Annotated in this window: 11 protein-coding genes, 1 tRNA gene, 1 pseudogene and 1 riboswitch; of the genes and pseudogenes, 9 read left to right on the top strand and 4 right to left on the bottom strand. The window is 27.9% G+C overall.

What is annotated here, in order from left to right; translation table 11 throughout:
- Positions 1-81: 81 nt before the first annotated feature.
- The 4 genes from M4I33_RS05815 to M4I33_RS05800 all read left to right on the top strand — a co-directional run bounded on the left by M4I33_RS05815 (position 82) and on the right by M4I33_RS05800 (position 7,610).
- On the top strand, positions 82-1,572 hold the full coding sequence (locus M4I33_RS05815) for an RNA-directed DNA polymerase (protein WP_257915932.1): 1,491 nt from the start codon (positions 82-84) through the stop codon (positions 1,570-1,572).
- 383 nt (positions 1,573-1,955) lie between these two features.
- Positions 1,956-5,030: a DEAD/DEAH box helicase gene (locus tag M4I33_RS05810; protein ID WP_257915931.1), complete on the top strand. Its 3,075-nt coding sequence runs from the start codon at positions 1,956-1,958 to the stop codon at positions 5,028-5,030.
- Between the two features lie 88 nt (positions 5,031-5,118).
- Entirely contained in the window at positions 5,119-6,834 is a 1,716-nt protein-coding gene (locus M4I33_RS05805) for an MFS transporter (protein WP_257915930.1), read from the top strand.
- Between the two features lie 158 nt (positions 6,835-6,992).
- Positions 6,993-7,610, top strand: a complete 618-nt coding sequence (locus tag M4I33_RS05800; RefSeq protein WP_257915929.1) for a hypothetical protein — start codon at positions 6,993-6,995, stop codon at positions 7,608-7,610.
- Between the two features lie 39 nt (positions 7,611-7,649).
- Here the strand turns inward: M4I33_RS05800 and M4I33_RS05795 are convergent, their stop codons facing one another.
- Positions 7,650-9,245: an amidohydrolase gene (locus M4I33_RS05795; RefSeq protein WP_257915928.1), complete on the bottom strand. Its 1,596-nt coding sequence runs from the start codon at positions 9,243-9,245 to the stop codon at positions 7,650-7,652.
- A 136-nt stretch (positions 9,246-9,381) separates the two neighbouring features.
- Positions 9,382-9,497, top strand: a riboswitch (FMN riboswitch).
- A 168-nt stretch (positions 9,498-9,665) separates the two neighbouring features.
- Here M4I33_RS05795 and M4I33_RS05790 point away from each other — a divergent pair.
- The 3 genes and pseudogenes from M4I33_RS05790 (at position 9,666) to M4I33_RS05780 (ending at position 12,785) form a co-directional block, all read left to right on the top strand.
- Positions 9,666-10,262 carry an ECF transporter S component gene (locus M4I33_RS05790; protein WP_257915927.1) on the top strand — a complete coding sequence of 199 codons (597 nt, stop codon included), beginning with the start codon at positions 9,666-9,668 and terminating at the stop codon, positions 10,260-10,262.
- 190 nt (positions 10,263-10,452) lie between these two features.
- Positions 10,453-11,946, top strand: a pseudogene (locus M4I33_RS05785) (YjjI family glycine radical enzyme).
- Between the two features lie 11 nt (positions 11,947-11,957).
- Positions 11,958-12,785, top strand: coding sequence for a YjjW family glycine radical enzyme activase (locus M4I33_RS05780; protein WP_257915926.1), 828 nt, complete (start codon positions 11,958-11,960; stop codon positions 12,783-12,785).
- Positions 12,786-12,823: 38 nt separating this feature from the next.
- On the opposite strand, the gene rimI is transcribed toward M4I33_RS05780, so the two are convergent.
- Genes rimI through tsaE form a run of 3 tightly spaced genes read right to left on the bottom strand, consistent with a single transcriptional unit; the run spans position 12,824 to position 14,422 of the window.
- Entirely contained in the window at positions 12,824-13,261 is a 438-nt protein-coding gene (gene rimI / locus M4I33_RS05775; protein WP_257915925.1) for a ribosomal protein S18-alanine N-acetyltransferase, read from the bottom strand.
- Positions 13,245-13,964 carry a tRNA (adenosine(37)-N6)-threonylcarbamoyltransferase complex dimerization subunit type 1 TsaB gene (gene tsaB, locus M4I33_RS05770; RefSeq protein ID WP_257915924.1) on the bottom strand — a complete coding sequence of 240 codons (720 nt, stop codon included), beginning with the start codon at positions 13,962-13,964 and terminating at the stop codon, positions 13,245-13,247. The genes rimI and tsaB overlap by 17 nt, the downstream gene beginning before the upstream one ends.
- Before the next feature lie 2 nt (positions 13,965-13,966).
- Positions 13,967-14,422, bottom strand: a complete 456-nt coding sequence (tsaE, locus tag M4I33_RS05765; protein ID WP_257915923.1) for a tRNA (adenosine(37)-N6)-threonylcarbamoyltransferase complex ATPase subunit type 1 TsaE — start codon at positions 14,420-14,422, stop codon at positions 13,967-13,969.
- Between the two features lie 168 nt (positions 14,423-14,590).
- On the opposite strand from tsaE, the gene M4I33_RS05760 reads away from it, so the two are divergent.
- On the top strand, positions 14,591-15,472 hold the full coding sequence (locus M4I33_RS05760) for a metal ABC transporter solute-binding protein, Zn/Mn family (protein ID WP_257915922.1): 882 nt from the start codon (positions 14,591-14,593) through the stop codon (positions 15,470-15,472).
- 51 nt (positions 15,473-15,523) lie between these two features.
- Positions 15,524-15,599 (top strand) — tRNA-Trp (locus tag M4I33_RS05755).
- The last annotated feature ends 116 nt before the right edge of the window (positions 15,600-15,715 follow it).

The following is a 15,715-nucleotide window of genomic DNA, read 5'->3' as shown; positions in this document are numbered from 1 at the left end:
ACATATTGATGGATAGAAGAGGAAATATGATTAGATAAGATTAACCATAGATAAAGTATTAAGAAAATGGGGTGTTTAATAATGAATAAATTATATATAGATTTCATAAATGAGATTACAAAGGAAGAATTATATGAAGGATTGTTAGGATACGGATTATTTTCTGATAAACTTCCTCCGTTTTTATCATCAAAAGGATTTTATGAGTACTGTAAAACCTTAAAGCATTCATTTCAAGATAAAGAGAAACAGTATATATACTATGAAAGTATGAGAAATATTAACTTTCCTAGACCGTTAGGGATTCCAAATCCAATGGCATATCAAAATTTGTGTAAATGTTTATATGATAATTGGGATAACATAAAAAAGTACTTTGAAGATAAGACAAAAGGAGAATTATATAAGGTAAGTAGAATACATATTAGGAAAAGATATAATTATAAGAGTTTGTTTGAAATGAACTACAATAGTTGGAAGATTGATGGAAATCCAGAGTTGGATTTATTAATTGGAAAACGATATATAGTTAAAGCTGATATATCCAATTGCTTTCCTAGTATATACACACACTCTTTACCATGGGCATTAATAGGAAAATCTAAGGCAAAGGCTAATAGAAGTAACAAAGAATGGTTCAACAAAATAGACCATTATTCACAGAATATGAAGAATGGTGAAACGCATGGATTAATTATAGGTCCTCATACTTCAAATTTACTTTCAGAGATAATTTTATGTTCAATTGATAACAAGTTAAACAAATGGGAATATATTAGAAATATTGATGATTTCACTTGTTATGTTGATACGTTTGATAAAGCACAAAAATTTCTAATTGAATTAGGTGAAGAACTGAGAAAATATGATCTAGTACTTAATCATAAGAAAACAGAAATAATAGAGTTACCTATAGGAGCAATGGAAAAATGGATAAATAAATTAAATACAGTATCATTGTTATTAAGAAATGATAAGTTAGATTATAAAGGGGCAAGAGCATATCTAGATTTAACTATTGATTTGATGAAAAGCAATAAAATGAATTCAGCAATTTTAAACTATTCGATTAAAGTATTAGGAAGTTTAAATCTAACACCTAATGCAAAAGAATACTGTATAAAAACTATATTTCATTGGGCACTAATTTATCCGTATCTAATACCTATTTTGGATGAAAATGTATTTAAAGTGTTTTCAGCAAATATCTCTCAAATTGAGAGTATTACGCAAAAAATTTTAAAGGATGGTATAGAACATAGAAATTATGAGTCCGTTAGTTATGCTGTATATTTTTCAATAAAGTATAACTTTCCACTTGAAAATATAAGTGGAAATAGTGTAATTGAAAGCAACCATTGTATTTTTAAATTGCTTTCATATATATATTTTGAAAATAATAATGATAACAAATCAATAAATGAATTAAAGAAACATGCTAGAGAATTGAATGGAAATGATGATGATTTTAATAGGAATTGGTTATTTGTATATGAAGTTTTACCTGCAAGTTCACTAAAGGGGGAGTGGAAATCAATGAAGAAAAATAAAATTTCATTTATAAATATTTAAATTATATAAAATTAAAGATGATTATTAATAATTAGAAGCTAACACATGGTGAAAAAGAATATTTTCATGACAGATCTTCTTTTGATAATTAAGGAGGTAGTATTTTAGTTAAATGAGTTAGTAGTGAAGATTTAAATAAAACATATTTATAAAAAGAGGAATCTGAGGCTAAGGAACGTATAAATTTTCACTATTGTTACTTTTATTGATTGTAATTATAACTCTGATATTGAAAGCTAAAAAAATATTAAGTGAAAATAATCTTTTTTTACTTAGAATTACGTTAGTATTTATTTTATATCACTATTTTTATGAAAAGGCTAAGTGAAGGAACTTAGTCTTTTTATGTTATAATAATTTAAGTTAAAAATGGAGGTGAGTCTTTGAATCTAGAAGAAATCAAAAGAAATATACTTATAACTAGCTCTTCTTTTTCGAAAAATTTAGGAGAGAAATTATGTAAAGAAGGATACGTTAAAGATTTAAAAAGTAAAAGTATAGATGACGTGTATCATATCTATAGCAAAGTTTTAAATGATAATAAGAGTAAAATGTATAGTACTCATATAAAGATAAATAAGAAAAGTGACAGAATAATTGAAGCTAAATGCACTTGTGATAGATATAAAGAAAGTAGTAGAGAAATAAAAAATTATGTTTGTAAGCATATAGTAGGAACTACTCTTTGCTTTTATAATGCTGCAAAAAAGAGCTTAAGTAAAAAGAAGATTACAAATAAAGAAGAAAAAATAAAGAGTTATTTAAATTTAAATTTAGGGATAAAGTTTATAAAAACTGATAATATTCCAAGCCTTCAAGTAGAAGTAAGAATAGGAAGTAAAAGCACTCACCTAGTACTAGATTTAAAAGATTTTATAGAAAATGTAATCTTACAGAAGGAATATAGAGTAAATGATTTATTTACTTTTAATCCTAATATACATAAAATAAAAGATTTAGATTTAGAGTTTTTTAAATATTTAAAAGATAACAAAAAAGATATAAGAGGAAAAAATCTAAAGGTTTATGATAAAAATATTAGAGAGTTTTTCAAAACTTTAAATAAAGATAATAAGGTTACTTTAAACTATAACTTTTTAAATTACGAAGTTAACATAAAAGAGGAAAATGTACCGGTAGTTTTAACTTTATCTTTAAAGGGAGATGAATTTGTAGTAACTCATCATAAAAAATTTCCAAACCCTTTAAATATAAAAGGTGACGTTATGCTTTTTGATAGAAATATTTATATTAATAGAAAATCACAAGTTAATTCATATATTCCTCTTTATAAGGAACTTATAAAAAATAGAGAATTAAGATATAAAAAATCAAAAGAAAATTTAAACGAAATACTGAATAAACTAAAAAGTGTAACTAAAGATATCACTTTAGACCATAACGTAAGAGAATATAAACGTGAAATGATAAATGCAAAATTTTTCTTTTATAAAGAAGAAGAGAAAGTTTTTTGTAATATAAAAATAGATTACTTTGGATATATTGTAGACCTAATAAAAGATAAAAATGACACTAGCTTTTTAAGAGATAAAACATCAGAAAAGATTATAGAGATGGACCTTTTAAAATATAAGTTTAAGAGATCTCATAAAGATTATATTTTTATTGGAGAAGAAGAGGATTTTTATAATCTTATAACTAGAGGGTTTAATGAACTTAGTGCTATAGGAAAAGTTTCTTTTAGTAAAGGAATTAAAGACTTTAAAGCTATAACTAGTAAGGATATAAATTCATCTCTTATTGAAAACAAAAATTTTTATAATTTAAAATATAATATTTCAGATTTAAGCATAGAAGAAATAAGGGAAGCTATGCAAAATATAAAAGCTAATAAAAAGTTTTATAAGGTTAGAAATACTTATTTAACTTTAGAAGACCCTAAAGTAGTTAGTTTTCTAAATCTATTATTAGATGTAGGTTTAAAAGAAGACATAAAAATAGATAAAAATAAAATGTTTTATGTAAATGAAAAATTAAAAGATAGAAATTTAAGTTTTATAAAAGGAAGTGAAGTTTTTAGAGATATAACAAATAAACTTTTAAATAAAGATTTTAAAAGAAAACTAGTTCCAAAGGCTTTAAACGCAGAACTTAGAGCTTATCAAAAAGAAGGGTTTAAGTGGTTAAATGAAATAACTGAACTTGGGTTTTCAGGGATTTTAGCTGACGATATGGGACTTGGTAAAACTATTCAAGTTATAGCGTTTCTTCTTTCAAGAAAGAAGAGTAAAAGTCTAGTTGTGACTCCAACTTCACTTATTTATAATTGGCTTTTAGAATTTTCAAAATTTGCACCTACCTTAAAAATAGGTTTAGTTCATGGAGATAAAAATAAAAGAAAAAAAGTTATAAATGATTATAAAAAATATGATGTTATTTTAAGTACTTATGGGACTTTAAAAAATGATGAAGAGCTTTATAAAGATATAGATTTTGATTATTTTATAATAGATGAAGCTCAAAGCATTAAAAATTATAAAGCTAAAATAAGTGAAAGTGTAAAGTCTATAAGGAGTAAGTGCAATATTGCATTAACAGGAACTCCTATAGAAAATAATCTTTTAGAAATTTGGTCGATTTTTGACTTTGTAATGCCAGGGTATCTTTTAACTAAAGAAAGATTTAAGGAAAGATATATAGATTCAGAAAATAATGATGAGTTAAAAAGACTTATAACACCATTTATTTTAAGAAGGGTTAAAGGTGAAGTTTTAGCTGAACTTCCAAACAAAATTGAAAAGAAATATTTAGTAGAGCTTTCTGATATTCAAAGTAATGTCTATAAGTCTTACTTAAAAGAAGTAAAAGAGATCATAGAAGGAACTAAAAATAAAATTAACCTTTTCTCTTTCTTAACTAAACTAAGGCAGCTTTGCTTAAACCCAAGTTTAGTAATTCCAGATTATAAAGGTAAGAGTGCGAAAACAGAAGTAGCTTTAGATATCTTAAGGGAAAGTAAAAAGCAATCAGAAAAGATTATATTATTCTCTCAATTTACATCAGTTCTTCAAAATATAGAAGAAAAGCTAAAAGAAGAAAATATAACTTATCTTTATATAGACGGAAGTACTCCTTCAAAAGATAGGATGAAGAGGGTTGAAGAATTTAATAATAATAAAGATATAACAGTATTTTTAATATCTTTAAAGGCAGGGGGAGTAGGTTTAAACTTAACTTCTGCAAACACTGTAATTCACTTTGATCCTTGGTGGAACCCAGCTACAGAGGATCAAGCTACAGATAGAGCTCATAGGATAGGGCAAAAAAATGTAGTTAGAGTAATAAAACTTATAGCTAAAGATACAATAGAAGAAAAAATAGTTTTAATGCAAGAAGATAAGAGAGAGCTTATAGATAACCTTATGGATGGAAAAGAGATGGACGGTAAAAGTTTAAAGAGGCTATCAGAAGATGAAATAATGGAATTGTTTTACTAATATTAAAAAAACGGTAACAGTAAGTGCATAGAAGTTCATAATTTATGGGTTTACAATTAAAGTAGAAACCTATAAAGGAGGAATTGATATGGAAATGGAAAACACAAACGGATATAGCAAAAAGACTCAGACAGCCTTAATGGTAATGTTTTTACTTGGTATATTCATAGGTGCTATGGATGATGGTATAGTATCACCAGCTAGAACGATTATAGCGGACTCATTAAACGTAGGTGCAGATACATCAATCTGGATGATTACTATATACACATTAGTATATGCAGTAGTAATGCCTATTTCAGGTAAATTAGCTGATAGATACGGAAAAAAGAAATTATTTATTATTTCAATAACTATATTTGGAATAGGTTCATTACTAAGTGGTGTATCAGATTTATTTAATAGCTATGCCTTTTTATTAACAGCAAGGGTTATACAAGCAATCGGTGGCGGAGGTATAATGCCAATAGCTACAGCGTTTATAGGAGAGAGCTTTCCTAAAGAAAAAAGAGGTAGTGCCCTTGGGATTGTAGGTGCAACTTATGGTATAGCAACAACTTTAGGACCAACTATAGGTTCTGGAATTTTAAATTTCTTTGGAAATAAATCTTGGGGTTTATTATTCTTAATAAACGTTCCAATTTGTATAATAGTTGTGTTAATTTCACTTAAAGTAAAAATTAAAGAAACTCAATATACTGAAAAGAAATTAGACTTTAAAGGTAGTGTTGTACTATCACTTATGATACTAGGACTTATGTATGGAGTTACAAACTTAAACTTTGCAAATTTCAAAGATTCTATAACTTCAACAAAAGTATATCCTTATTTATTGCTATTCTTAATTTTAATACCTGTATTTATCTATGTAGAAAAGAGAGCAGAAGATTCAGTTTTAAACTTAGATTTCTTTAAAAATAGAAATATAGTTATAACATTAATAATGGCACTAGTAGTAGGTTGTGGAATGATGAGCGTTGTATTTATTCCTCAATTTGGTGAAAATGTTCTTAGAATTTCACAAGGTTCTGGAGGATATTTAATTACTATAATGGCAGTTTGTTCAGGTGTTGCAGCACCAATTGGAGGAAAGATTATAGATAAATATTCAGCAAAGCTTGTACTTTTAATTGGATTTTTGTGCACAATGGTAGGGACTTTACTTCTAGCATTTATAGTATGTAAAGACAACAATAAAGTTTTATTATTTGTTTGTTTAGCTATTATGGGAGCTGGTATGGGTCTTACAATGGGAACTCCATTAAATTACTTAATGCAAGTTAACGTTAAAAAGTCTGAAGCAAGTTCAGCACAAGCTACAGTATCATTAGTAAAAAGTATAGGTATTGCAGTATCTCCAAATATATTAGTAAACTTTGTTTCAGAAGCTGGAGATAAAATGCCAAACGCATTAATGAAAGTTATGCCACACATTCAAGGAATGTCAGGAAATGCTTCTATGTCTTCAGGAGAAGTTCCAAAAAGCATTTTAGATTCATTCCAAAATGCTGACGTAACAAGCATTAGTAATGTTATGAAAGATTTTGCAACCTTTATGTTTGATAAAGCAAAACCAGCAATAGAACATAGTTTAGTAAACCATGTTCCACCAAATACTACAGTAGATGCTATGTTTAATAGTATGAAAGCAGATTATCTTCACCAAGTAGATGGTGCAAGAGTTGCTATAGAAAACACATTCCAATCTACTTTAAATAGTGGTTTTGCAGGATTGTTTATCGCATCAGCAATAATAGCAGGACTAGGGTTTGTAGTAGCACTTTTCTTAAAAAAACAAAACTAATTTAAATATCTAAAGGGATGTTGCATAAAGTTAAATGCAACATCCTTTTTTGCTTTTCATGCTATAAAAATGCTTCTAGTGAATAATATATTGCAATAGGTAAAAAAAACCATATAATATTATTAAGATATAAAAAATAAGTGAGGTGTTATAGGAAGATGGAAAAAACATTTGTAATAGGAAACAAGCCAAGAAAAAGAGGTTTTGTAGTAGGGATAATTATATCGATTATACTCGGATATATTTTAAGCAGAGTATTTAGTTATATTGTAGAAGATAGAAATATGAAGTTTCTAATTACAGTAGGAGTAATTTTAATATGTTTATTTTCAATAATACCAGCTTATATAGGGAGTAGTATTAGGTGGGAAATAAGAGAGGGTCATTTTAAATACTATGAGATAAGAAGTTATATAGATCAGTTAAAATATTTTTTTTATGGGTTTTGTTTAGAAGATAAAAGCAAAGTTTTAGATATAAAACTTGAAGATATAGAAAGCATAAAATTATATTGGAATGATTATTTAGATGTTTTATCTTCTGTAGGGCATGAAATATTCTTTGGAATTAAGCTTAAATCAGGCGATCTTTTAAGTGTAGAAGCGTTACTTACTTCAAATAATTTTAAATTTATAAGAGCCGTTAATTATTTAAAAGAAGAATACAATATAGAAATAATAGATAAATATAACCTATTAGAAGTTTTAGGTGATACAAGTTTGAATTTAGTAGACTATATTAATGATATAGAAAAGAGAAAAAGAGCATATGATTAAAAAAATACCCCTATCTAAAAAGTTAGATAGGGGTTAAATTTATGCTTTATAAATAGAAACGCCTTCTTTGAAGGTTTCTAATACTTTAATATCTTTTATATCATCAAATTGAACTTTAATAGGATTCTTATCTAGAATCACTAAATCAGCAAGCTTTCCTTCAGCTAAAGAACCTTTAGTATTTTCTTCTGAATATTGGAAGGCTGCGTTTAGTGTTATAGCCTTTAATGCTTGAAGTGGAAGTATCTTTTCAGAATCATCTATAACTACTCCAGACTTTGTAACTCTATTTACTGCGCACCAAATAGTTTTAAGCATATCTGGAAGAATTACAGGTGTATCTTGGTGGAAAGTAAAAGGAACATCTTTTCTTAAAGTAGTCCTAGCAGGACTTATCCTAAACGCTCTCTTAACACCAAAGTTCTCAATATGAGTATCACCCCAAAAGTAAGTGTGAGCAATAAAATAAGATGGTATAATATTTAATTTTTTCATCTTATCTATTTGGTCGTATCTTACTAGCTGGGCATGTACCATAACAGGCCTGTAGGTTTCTTTATTTTTTGAATTATCTATAACTTCTTCAAAGCAATTAAGAAGTTGATCGCAAGCTGCATCACCGTTACAATGAGTTAAAAGCTGAGCCTTTTTATCTAAAGAATACTTTATTAAAGATTTAACTGTTTCATCATCGTAAATAGGATAGCCTACGTAATCATCAGTAGAATTAAGGTATGGCTTAGTCATCCAAGCTGTCTTTCCTTGGGGAGACCCGTCTAAAAATAATTTAAAGCCACCTATTTTTAAACCATTTATATACTTATGAAAATAAAAAATATTATCATCAAATGTTTCTTTATTATCTTTTATATCTATATAATAAGTCACATCTAAAGAAAAATCCTTAGAGTTTGAGATTTCTTTAAATAAATCGAATTCTTTTGAAGTAGTAAAGCCGTCTTGAACTGTAGTGATACCATAACTTGCATAAATCTTCATAGCTTTAATTAAAAGATTCTTTTTAGTTTCTAAAGAAGCTTCTGGTATTTTAGAAGCACATGACATAAATGCTTTTTCTTCAAGATATCCGTTTGGAATACTTGTGTCTTTAATTCTTCCTATAATGCCTCCTTTAGGGTCAGCACTATTTTCAGTTATTTCTAGCATTTTTAAGGCAGCACTATTACAAGACCCCATATGTCCTGATTTGTGAGCTATTATAATTGGATTAGATAAAGAAACTTTATCTAAAATTTCTTTAGTTGGATGAAGTGAATCTTTAAATAGATTGTTATCGTACCCAAACCCAACAATCCATTCATCATTAGATAAATTATGTTTACTTTTAAATTCTTTTAATGAGTTTATAAGATCATAGAAGTTATCTATATTATTTAAATCTGCAAATCTTAAAGTGTTTGCAAAAGATGAAATATGACTGTGAGAATCTATAAATGAAGGCATTAAAGTATGTCCTTTTAAATCTATTAATCCAGTTTTTTCATCTTTTAACTTTAAAATATCTTCTTCAAGACCTACTTTTTTAATAATTCCATTTTGAATTAATATAGCTGTAGAAAACAAGTTGTCCTCATCCATAGTTAAGATATCACCATTAAAAAATATTTTTTTCATAAAACCCCTCCTTGTGTAAAAATACCCTTCTAGGATATTTTAACACTAATTGCTAAAATTATGAAATTAAATGTTATTTTATTAACAGTTGACAAAAAAATAACAAAGTTTTATAATGAAGAAGTAAATTAAATATTTAAATCTTCAGGGCGGGGCGTAATTCCCCACCGGCGGTAAAGCCCGCGAGCAAATTTTGCATGATTTGGTGTAATTCCAAAGCCGACAGTATAGTCTGGATGAAAGAAGGTAAGATATTAGAATTGCTTAAGTTTTAGTAAATTCTGCCCTGATATACTTTTTTATATCAGGGCTTTTTTAATTTCTTAGATAACTTTAAATTATCTTAGGTAATTTTTTGCTAATCTTAAAGTTCCAATGACTTACCTAAATGGAAGATTCTGTTTGGGAGGGAATATCAAAATGAAAAACAAAAATTTAAACAAAACTATCAAAATCTCATTACTTGCAGCAATAGCATTTATTTTAATGTTCTTTGAACTGCCACTTACACCATTTCCTTGGTTAAAGCTTGACTTAAGTGACGTACCAGCTCTTATGGGTGCATTTGCTTTTGGACCTTTAACTGGAATACTTATAGAGTTTTTAAAGGTTATGATGAATTTACTTTTAAGTGGTACAAGCACAGGTGGAATAGGAGAACTTGCAAACTTCTTAATAGGAGCTTCATTTATAGCACCAGCTGCATTTATTTACTTTAGAAATAAATCAAAGAAAACTGCGATTATAGGAATGATAGTTGGTGGGATATCAATTAATATCGTTGGAATTTTAGCTAATGCTTATCTTTTATTACCTGCATATGGAATGCATTTGTCAGGTTCAGAATTAATTAATTATATTATGGTTGGACTAGTTCCAATTAATACAATTAAGGCTGTAGTAGTTTCAGTTATGACTTATATTCTTTATAAGAGGGTATCGGTATCTATCTTTAAAGTTGAGCCTAACTTTGGAAGCTACAAAAAGAAAAATAAAGATGCAATAAATGTGAATTAACACCCTCACATTTATATAAATTACCTATTCAATACACAAATTAAAATAAAGGCTATCTCAAAAGTTTTTTTGAGATAGCCTTTTAAAATATTTTATGTACAAAAAGTTTACAAAATAAAAATCAAGTCTTTAAATAATAAAAGTTAAGGTTTACAATGAATTTAAAGTATATGATACATAGGAGGAAAAGATGGATAGAGTATTAGAAATCATAAAGGACGAATCTTTAACTTATGCTCAAAGAGTTAAAAACTTAGCTTGTTATGCTGAAAACACAATTGAGGTTTTAAATGTTGATGACGAAACAAAAAAACTTATGGAAGATGGTTGCATATGTAATTTATTTGAGGGGAATGCGCCATATAGACCTAGATATATAATTCCAGACTATAGAATTTTAATGGAAAAAGGATGCGAGTTTTTAAATTTAGATAAACCAGAAGATATATGGGACGCTACAAACAATCTATTGATTTTTTATAAGCACGTTCCATCAATTACTTCTTTCCCTGTTTATCTTGGAAATATAGACGAGCTTTTAGAGCCATTTGTTAAAGATGAAGTAGAAGCTAAAAAAGCTATAAAATTATTTTTAAAACATATAGATAGAACTTTAACTGACTCGTTCGTTCATGCAAATATCGGACCTAAAGAAACAGTTTCAGGAAGACTTATATTAGAAGCTATGGATGAACTTCAGTGTGCAGTTCCAAATTTAACAATGAAATATGATATTGATAATACAAGCAGAGATTTTATAAATTTATGTGCAAAAGTTGCACTAAGTACAGCTAAGCCAAGCTTTGCTAATCATAAAATGGATGTAGAGAGCTTCAAAACTAAAGATTATGCAATAGCTAGCTGCTATAACGGATTCCATATAGGTGGAGGAGGTTATACATTAGTTAGAATAAAGTTAAATGAATTAGCTAAAAAAGCTAATTCTATAGAAGACTTTTTAGATAATGTATTACCTTATGTAAGTGAAAAAATGTTAGCTTATATTGATGAGAGAATTAGATTTTTAGTAGATGAGACACCATTTTTTAAGACTAACTTTTTAGTAAGAGAAGGGTTTATAAAAAAGGAATTATTTACTGGAATGTTTGGAGTTGTAGGGTTAGCTGAAGCAGTAAACACTCTATTAGATGCAAAAGATAAAAAAGATAGATTTGGTTATTCAAAAAAAGCAGACGAATTAGGTCTTAAAATAATTGAAAAACTAAATTTAATTGTAAATAGTCACAAAGGATATGGAGTAGATTGCTTTGATGGGCATCACGTACTTCATGCACAAGTTGGAATAGATTTAGATAATCATGTATCTCCAGGCTGCAGAATACCTGTAGGGGAGGAGCCAGAGATATTTAAGCATATAATGCAATCGGCTCCTTTTCATAAATACTTCTTTAATGGTATAGGTGATATATTTATATTTGAAGATACTTATAACGATCACCCAGAAGCTTTAGTAGATATTATAAACGGTGCGTTTAATAGCGGAATTAGATATTTTTCTCTTTATGGCAAGGGTGCAGACGTTATAAGAGTAACTGGATACTTAGCTAAAAAATCATAAGTAGAAAAACTAAAAAGCGGAAAAGCTGTTTTAAATAATACAGATATATTTGCTTTAGGTGCAAAAGAAAACTGCATGGCTTTTGATAGAAAAATAAGAAAGTAAGTGATTAGATAATGGCAGTAGTAAATAAAATTATTCCTTTTTCTTGTGTTGATGGGCCTGGAAACAGGATGGTTATATTTTTTCAAGGTTGTAACTTTTCTTGTACTTATTGTCATAACCCAGAGACTATAAATAAGTGTAATAACTGTGGAGAATGCGTTAAAGGTTGTCCTAGTGGTGCTTTAAAAATAGTCTCAGGGAAAGTAAGCTATGATAAAGAAGAGTGCATAGACTGTGATAGGTGTATAAAGGTTTGTAAAAATCTTTCCTCGCCAAAGACTAAAGATTATAGCGTTATAGAATTATTAGAAGAAATTAAAAAATGCAGACCATTTATTAGTGGAATAACAGTTAGCGGTGGAGAATGCACCTTAAACAAAGAGTTTTTAGTAGAGCTATTTAAAAAGGTTAAAGATTTAGGACTTACACTTTTTGTAGATACAAATGGGAATATAGATTTAGAGAAAAACAAAGACTTAGTAGATATAACAGATAAGTTTATGTTAGATATAAAATCTATAGATGAAGAAGAAAATATAACTCTTACAGGTGCTTCAAATAAATTACCTATAAAAAATTTAAAATATCTATTAGATTTAAATAAGATATTTGAAGTTAGGACAGTAGTTTGCAATAATTTAGATAGTTTTAAAACTATAGATGAAACATCAAAGATAATAAAAGATAGATGCAGATATAAAATTATAAAATATAGGGAGTTTGGAGTTAGAGAAGAGGGAATAAAACTTCACGGAGAAGAAAGTCCAAGCCTTGAATTTATGGAAAAATTAAAAGATAAAGCTATAAGTAATGGTTGTTTAGATACTATAATTACTTAAAATAAAAGATGATGCATAAAAAATATGCATCATCTTTTTTAATCTCTTTTCCACATTATAATTGCGTTTTCTTTGTCAGGATAGAAGTTTTTTCTTATCCCTTCGTTTTTAAAACCGCATTTTTCATAAAGCTTTTGTGCAGCTAAATTAGATTCTCTAACTTCTAAAGTTACTTCTTTTGAGCCTTTAGAAGAAAGGGTTTTTAAAAGTTCATTTATGATTTTAAAACCGATTCCTTGTCCTCTAAAATCTTTAGAAACTGAAACGTTAGTTATCTGACCTTCAGAGGCTATTAGCCAAGCTCCAGCAAAACCTATAACCTTATTATCTAAAATTCCAACTATATAAGTTGCAAGAGAATTTGATAACTCATTTTTTATAGAATCTAAAGACCAGCTTTCCTTAAGGCTTGAATCGCTTATAGCTTTAACTTCTAAAATATGAGACTCATCCATTTCTTTAAGAATCAATTTCATTTCCTTTAAGCTCCAGTCTTTTATTAAGTTCTCTAACAGCTTGAGGCTGCTTTAAATAAAGTGGTGAAGAATTTTCATCATCTTTAATTCCTTCTTTTAAACGGTAAAGACCGATTTCACCTATTGAAGATGCACGGATAAGGTTTAAATAATTATTTGCAAAATTAGAAGAAGGATATTCTTCTTTTATATAATCTCTATGTTTTAAAACTCCATCACCTACAAAAATAATTTTTTCATCTTTTTCTTTAACTATCTCCATAAGTTTGTCTATATCTATTGAAGTTGGCTCTAGTATAGTTTGAAGTTTTCCGTCTATTACTTTATACATAGCTGCATAAACATTTTCTCTTAAAGCTTCCATAACAGAACAAATTATTCCGTCAAATGGAGCAGCAGAGAAGGCAAGCCCCTCTAAAGATGAAATGCTTATATAAGGTTTATTTCCTCCAAAGCTAAGTCCTTTTATAGTAGCCATACCGATTCTAAGACCTGTAAAAGATCCAGGACCTTTAGATACTACAAATCCATCTATATTTTCTATTGTAAGATTTGAATCTTTTAAAAGATTCTCTATCATAGGCATTAATAAGACAGAATGTTCTCTTTTGTTGTTTAGGGTGCATTCAGCTATTATGCCGCTTTCATCTAAAATTGCACAAGTTGCGCATTTAGATGATGAGTCTACGCTTAAAACTCTCATAATTATAGCTCCTTTATATAATTGTATTTCTCGCCGTAAGGAGTGATTGTTATTTTTCTATAATCTTCTCCTTTTTCTAAATCCTTTTGTATATATATATGAAGATATTCAGAAGGTAAGATTTCTTCTATGTAGTTAGCCCATTCTATAACAGACACACCGTTTGAGAAAATGTAGTCGTCAAAGCCTATAGCATATATCTCATCTGGATCGCTAACTCTATAAACATCAAAATGATATAGTTTTAATCTTCCAGTGTCATATTCATTAACTATTGTAAAGGTAGGACTAGTTATCGGTTCATCTATTCCAAGACCTTTTGCGATTCCTTTAGTTATATGAGTTTTACCAGTTCCTAACTCTCCAGTTAAACAAACTATATCAGAAGGTTTTAAAATTTTCCCTAAAGTTTCACCTAGGGCAGTAGTTTCTTCTATATTACGTACTTCAAACTCCATCAAAAAGCTCCTTTCTAAGCACCATTCTATCTTTATATTCTATCCAAAAAATATTAAAAAGAAAAGTCATTGAAAAAAAAGATCAAAAAGAGTAAAATAGAAAATAACAAAATATTTACAGATGGTATTGATATGTTTAATCTAATTTAGATTATAGGGAGAAATCTTATGGACAGTAAAATTAAGAAATTGACCTTTGTTATGCTTATTATAACATTTGCATTATTTTTAGGAATGGGTTCAAAATCACTTATGGCAGACACGCCTACAAACGGTGAAAGCGAAACTCGCTTAAAATTCCTTAATATAATGACAGTTAATAAGATGCAAAGCAATATGATAAAGGAATTAACAGGTGACATTCATAACGTAAGTTATATGTTTGATACTGAAAAAGATATAAAAAAATATAAAGTAACTAAAGAAGCTGTAGATAATATTTCTAATATGGATTTATTTTTATATTCAGGAAATAACTTCGAGCCTTGGATTAACGATTTAACAAATAACCTAAATAAAAATAATGTATCTATTACAGACCTTTCAAGAGGAGTTAGAGAAGAAACTCTAAAAGAAAAAGATAAGTCTGAAGTAAATCCATATTACTGGACTAGTATAAACAACTACAAAGTAATGCTTTATAATGCAAAAACCCTTCTTCAAGAAAATGATCCTGCAAGAAGAAGTTTTTATGAAGATAATTACAACAAAATGCTTCAAAAAGTAGATAAAGCAAATGCAGAATTTCAAAAGATTAAAGGGTTAGATAAGTTTACTTTTGTAACTAGAAACGACAAGTTTAATTATTTCCTAAATAGTATAGGAATAAATTATACACGTTTAAAAGATAACGAAAGTATAGAAGACTTTGCAAAATCTAAAAAGATAGATAAAGATAAAATAGTTTTAATAAAAGACAGTAACGAAAAGAAAAATAAAAATGATGATTGTAAAGTTATAGATTTAGATTCTTATAACAGTAATATAACGTATTCTGATTTAATTTTAGATAACTTAAAACAATTTTCAAAGCTTGTTTCAAAAAAATAATGAAAAAGTATTGCATTTTTTCTAGAGCTATATTATAATAACTAATGTCTTAGGGGTATGGCTCAATTGGTAGAGTAGTGGTCTCCAAAACCATTGGTTGTGGGTTCAAGTCCTACTGCCCCTGCCAAAGAATCACTTAGCAAAAGCTAAGTGATTTTTTTATGCTTAAATTTGTATTATTTTAAATAATATGTAACTTTTGTTAATAAATATAACAATTATTCCTATTTTAATAGTATCATT

The organism is Clostridium sp. LY3-2 (assembly GCF_024705715.1).
Lineage (GTDB): Bacteria > Bacillota > Clostridia > Clostridiales > Clostridiaceae > Clostridium.
The sequence above is the reverse complement of the archived record's forward strand: the minus strand, read 5'-3'. Positions and strand labels throughout refer to the sequence as shown.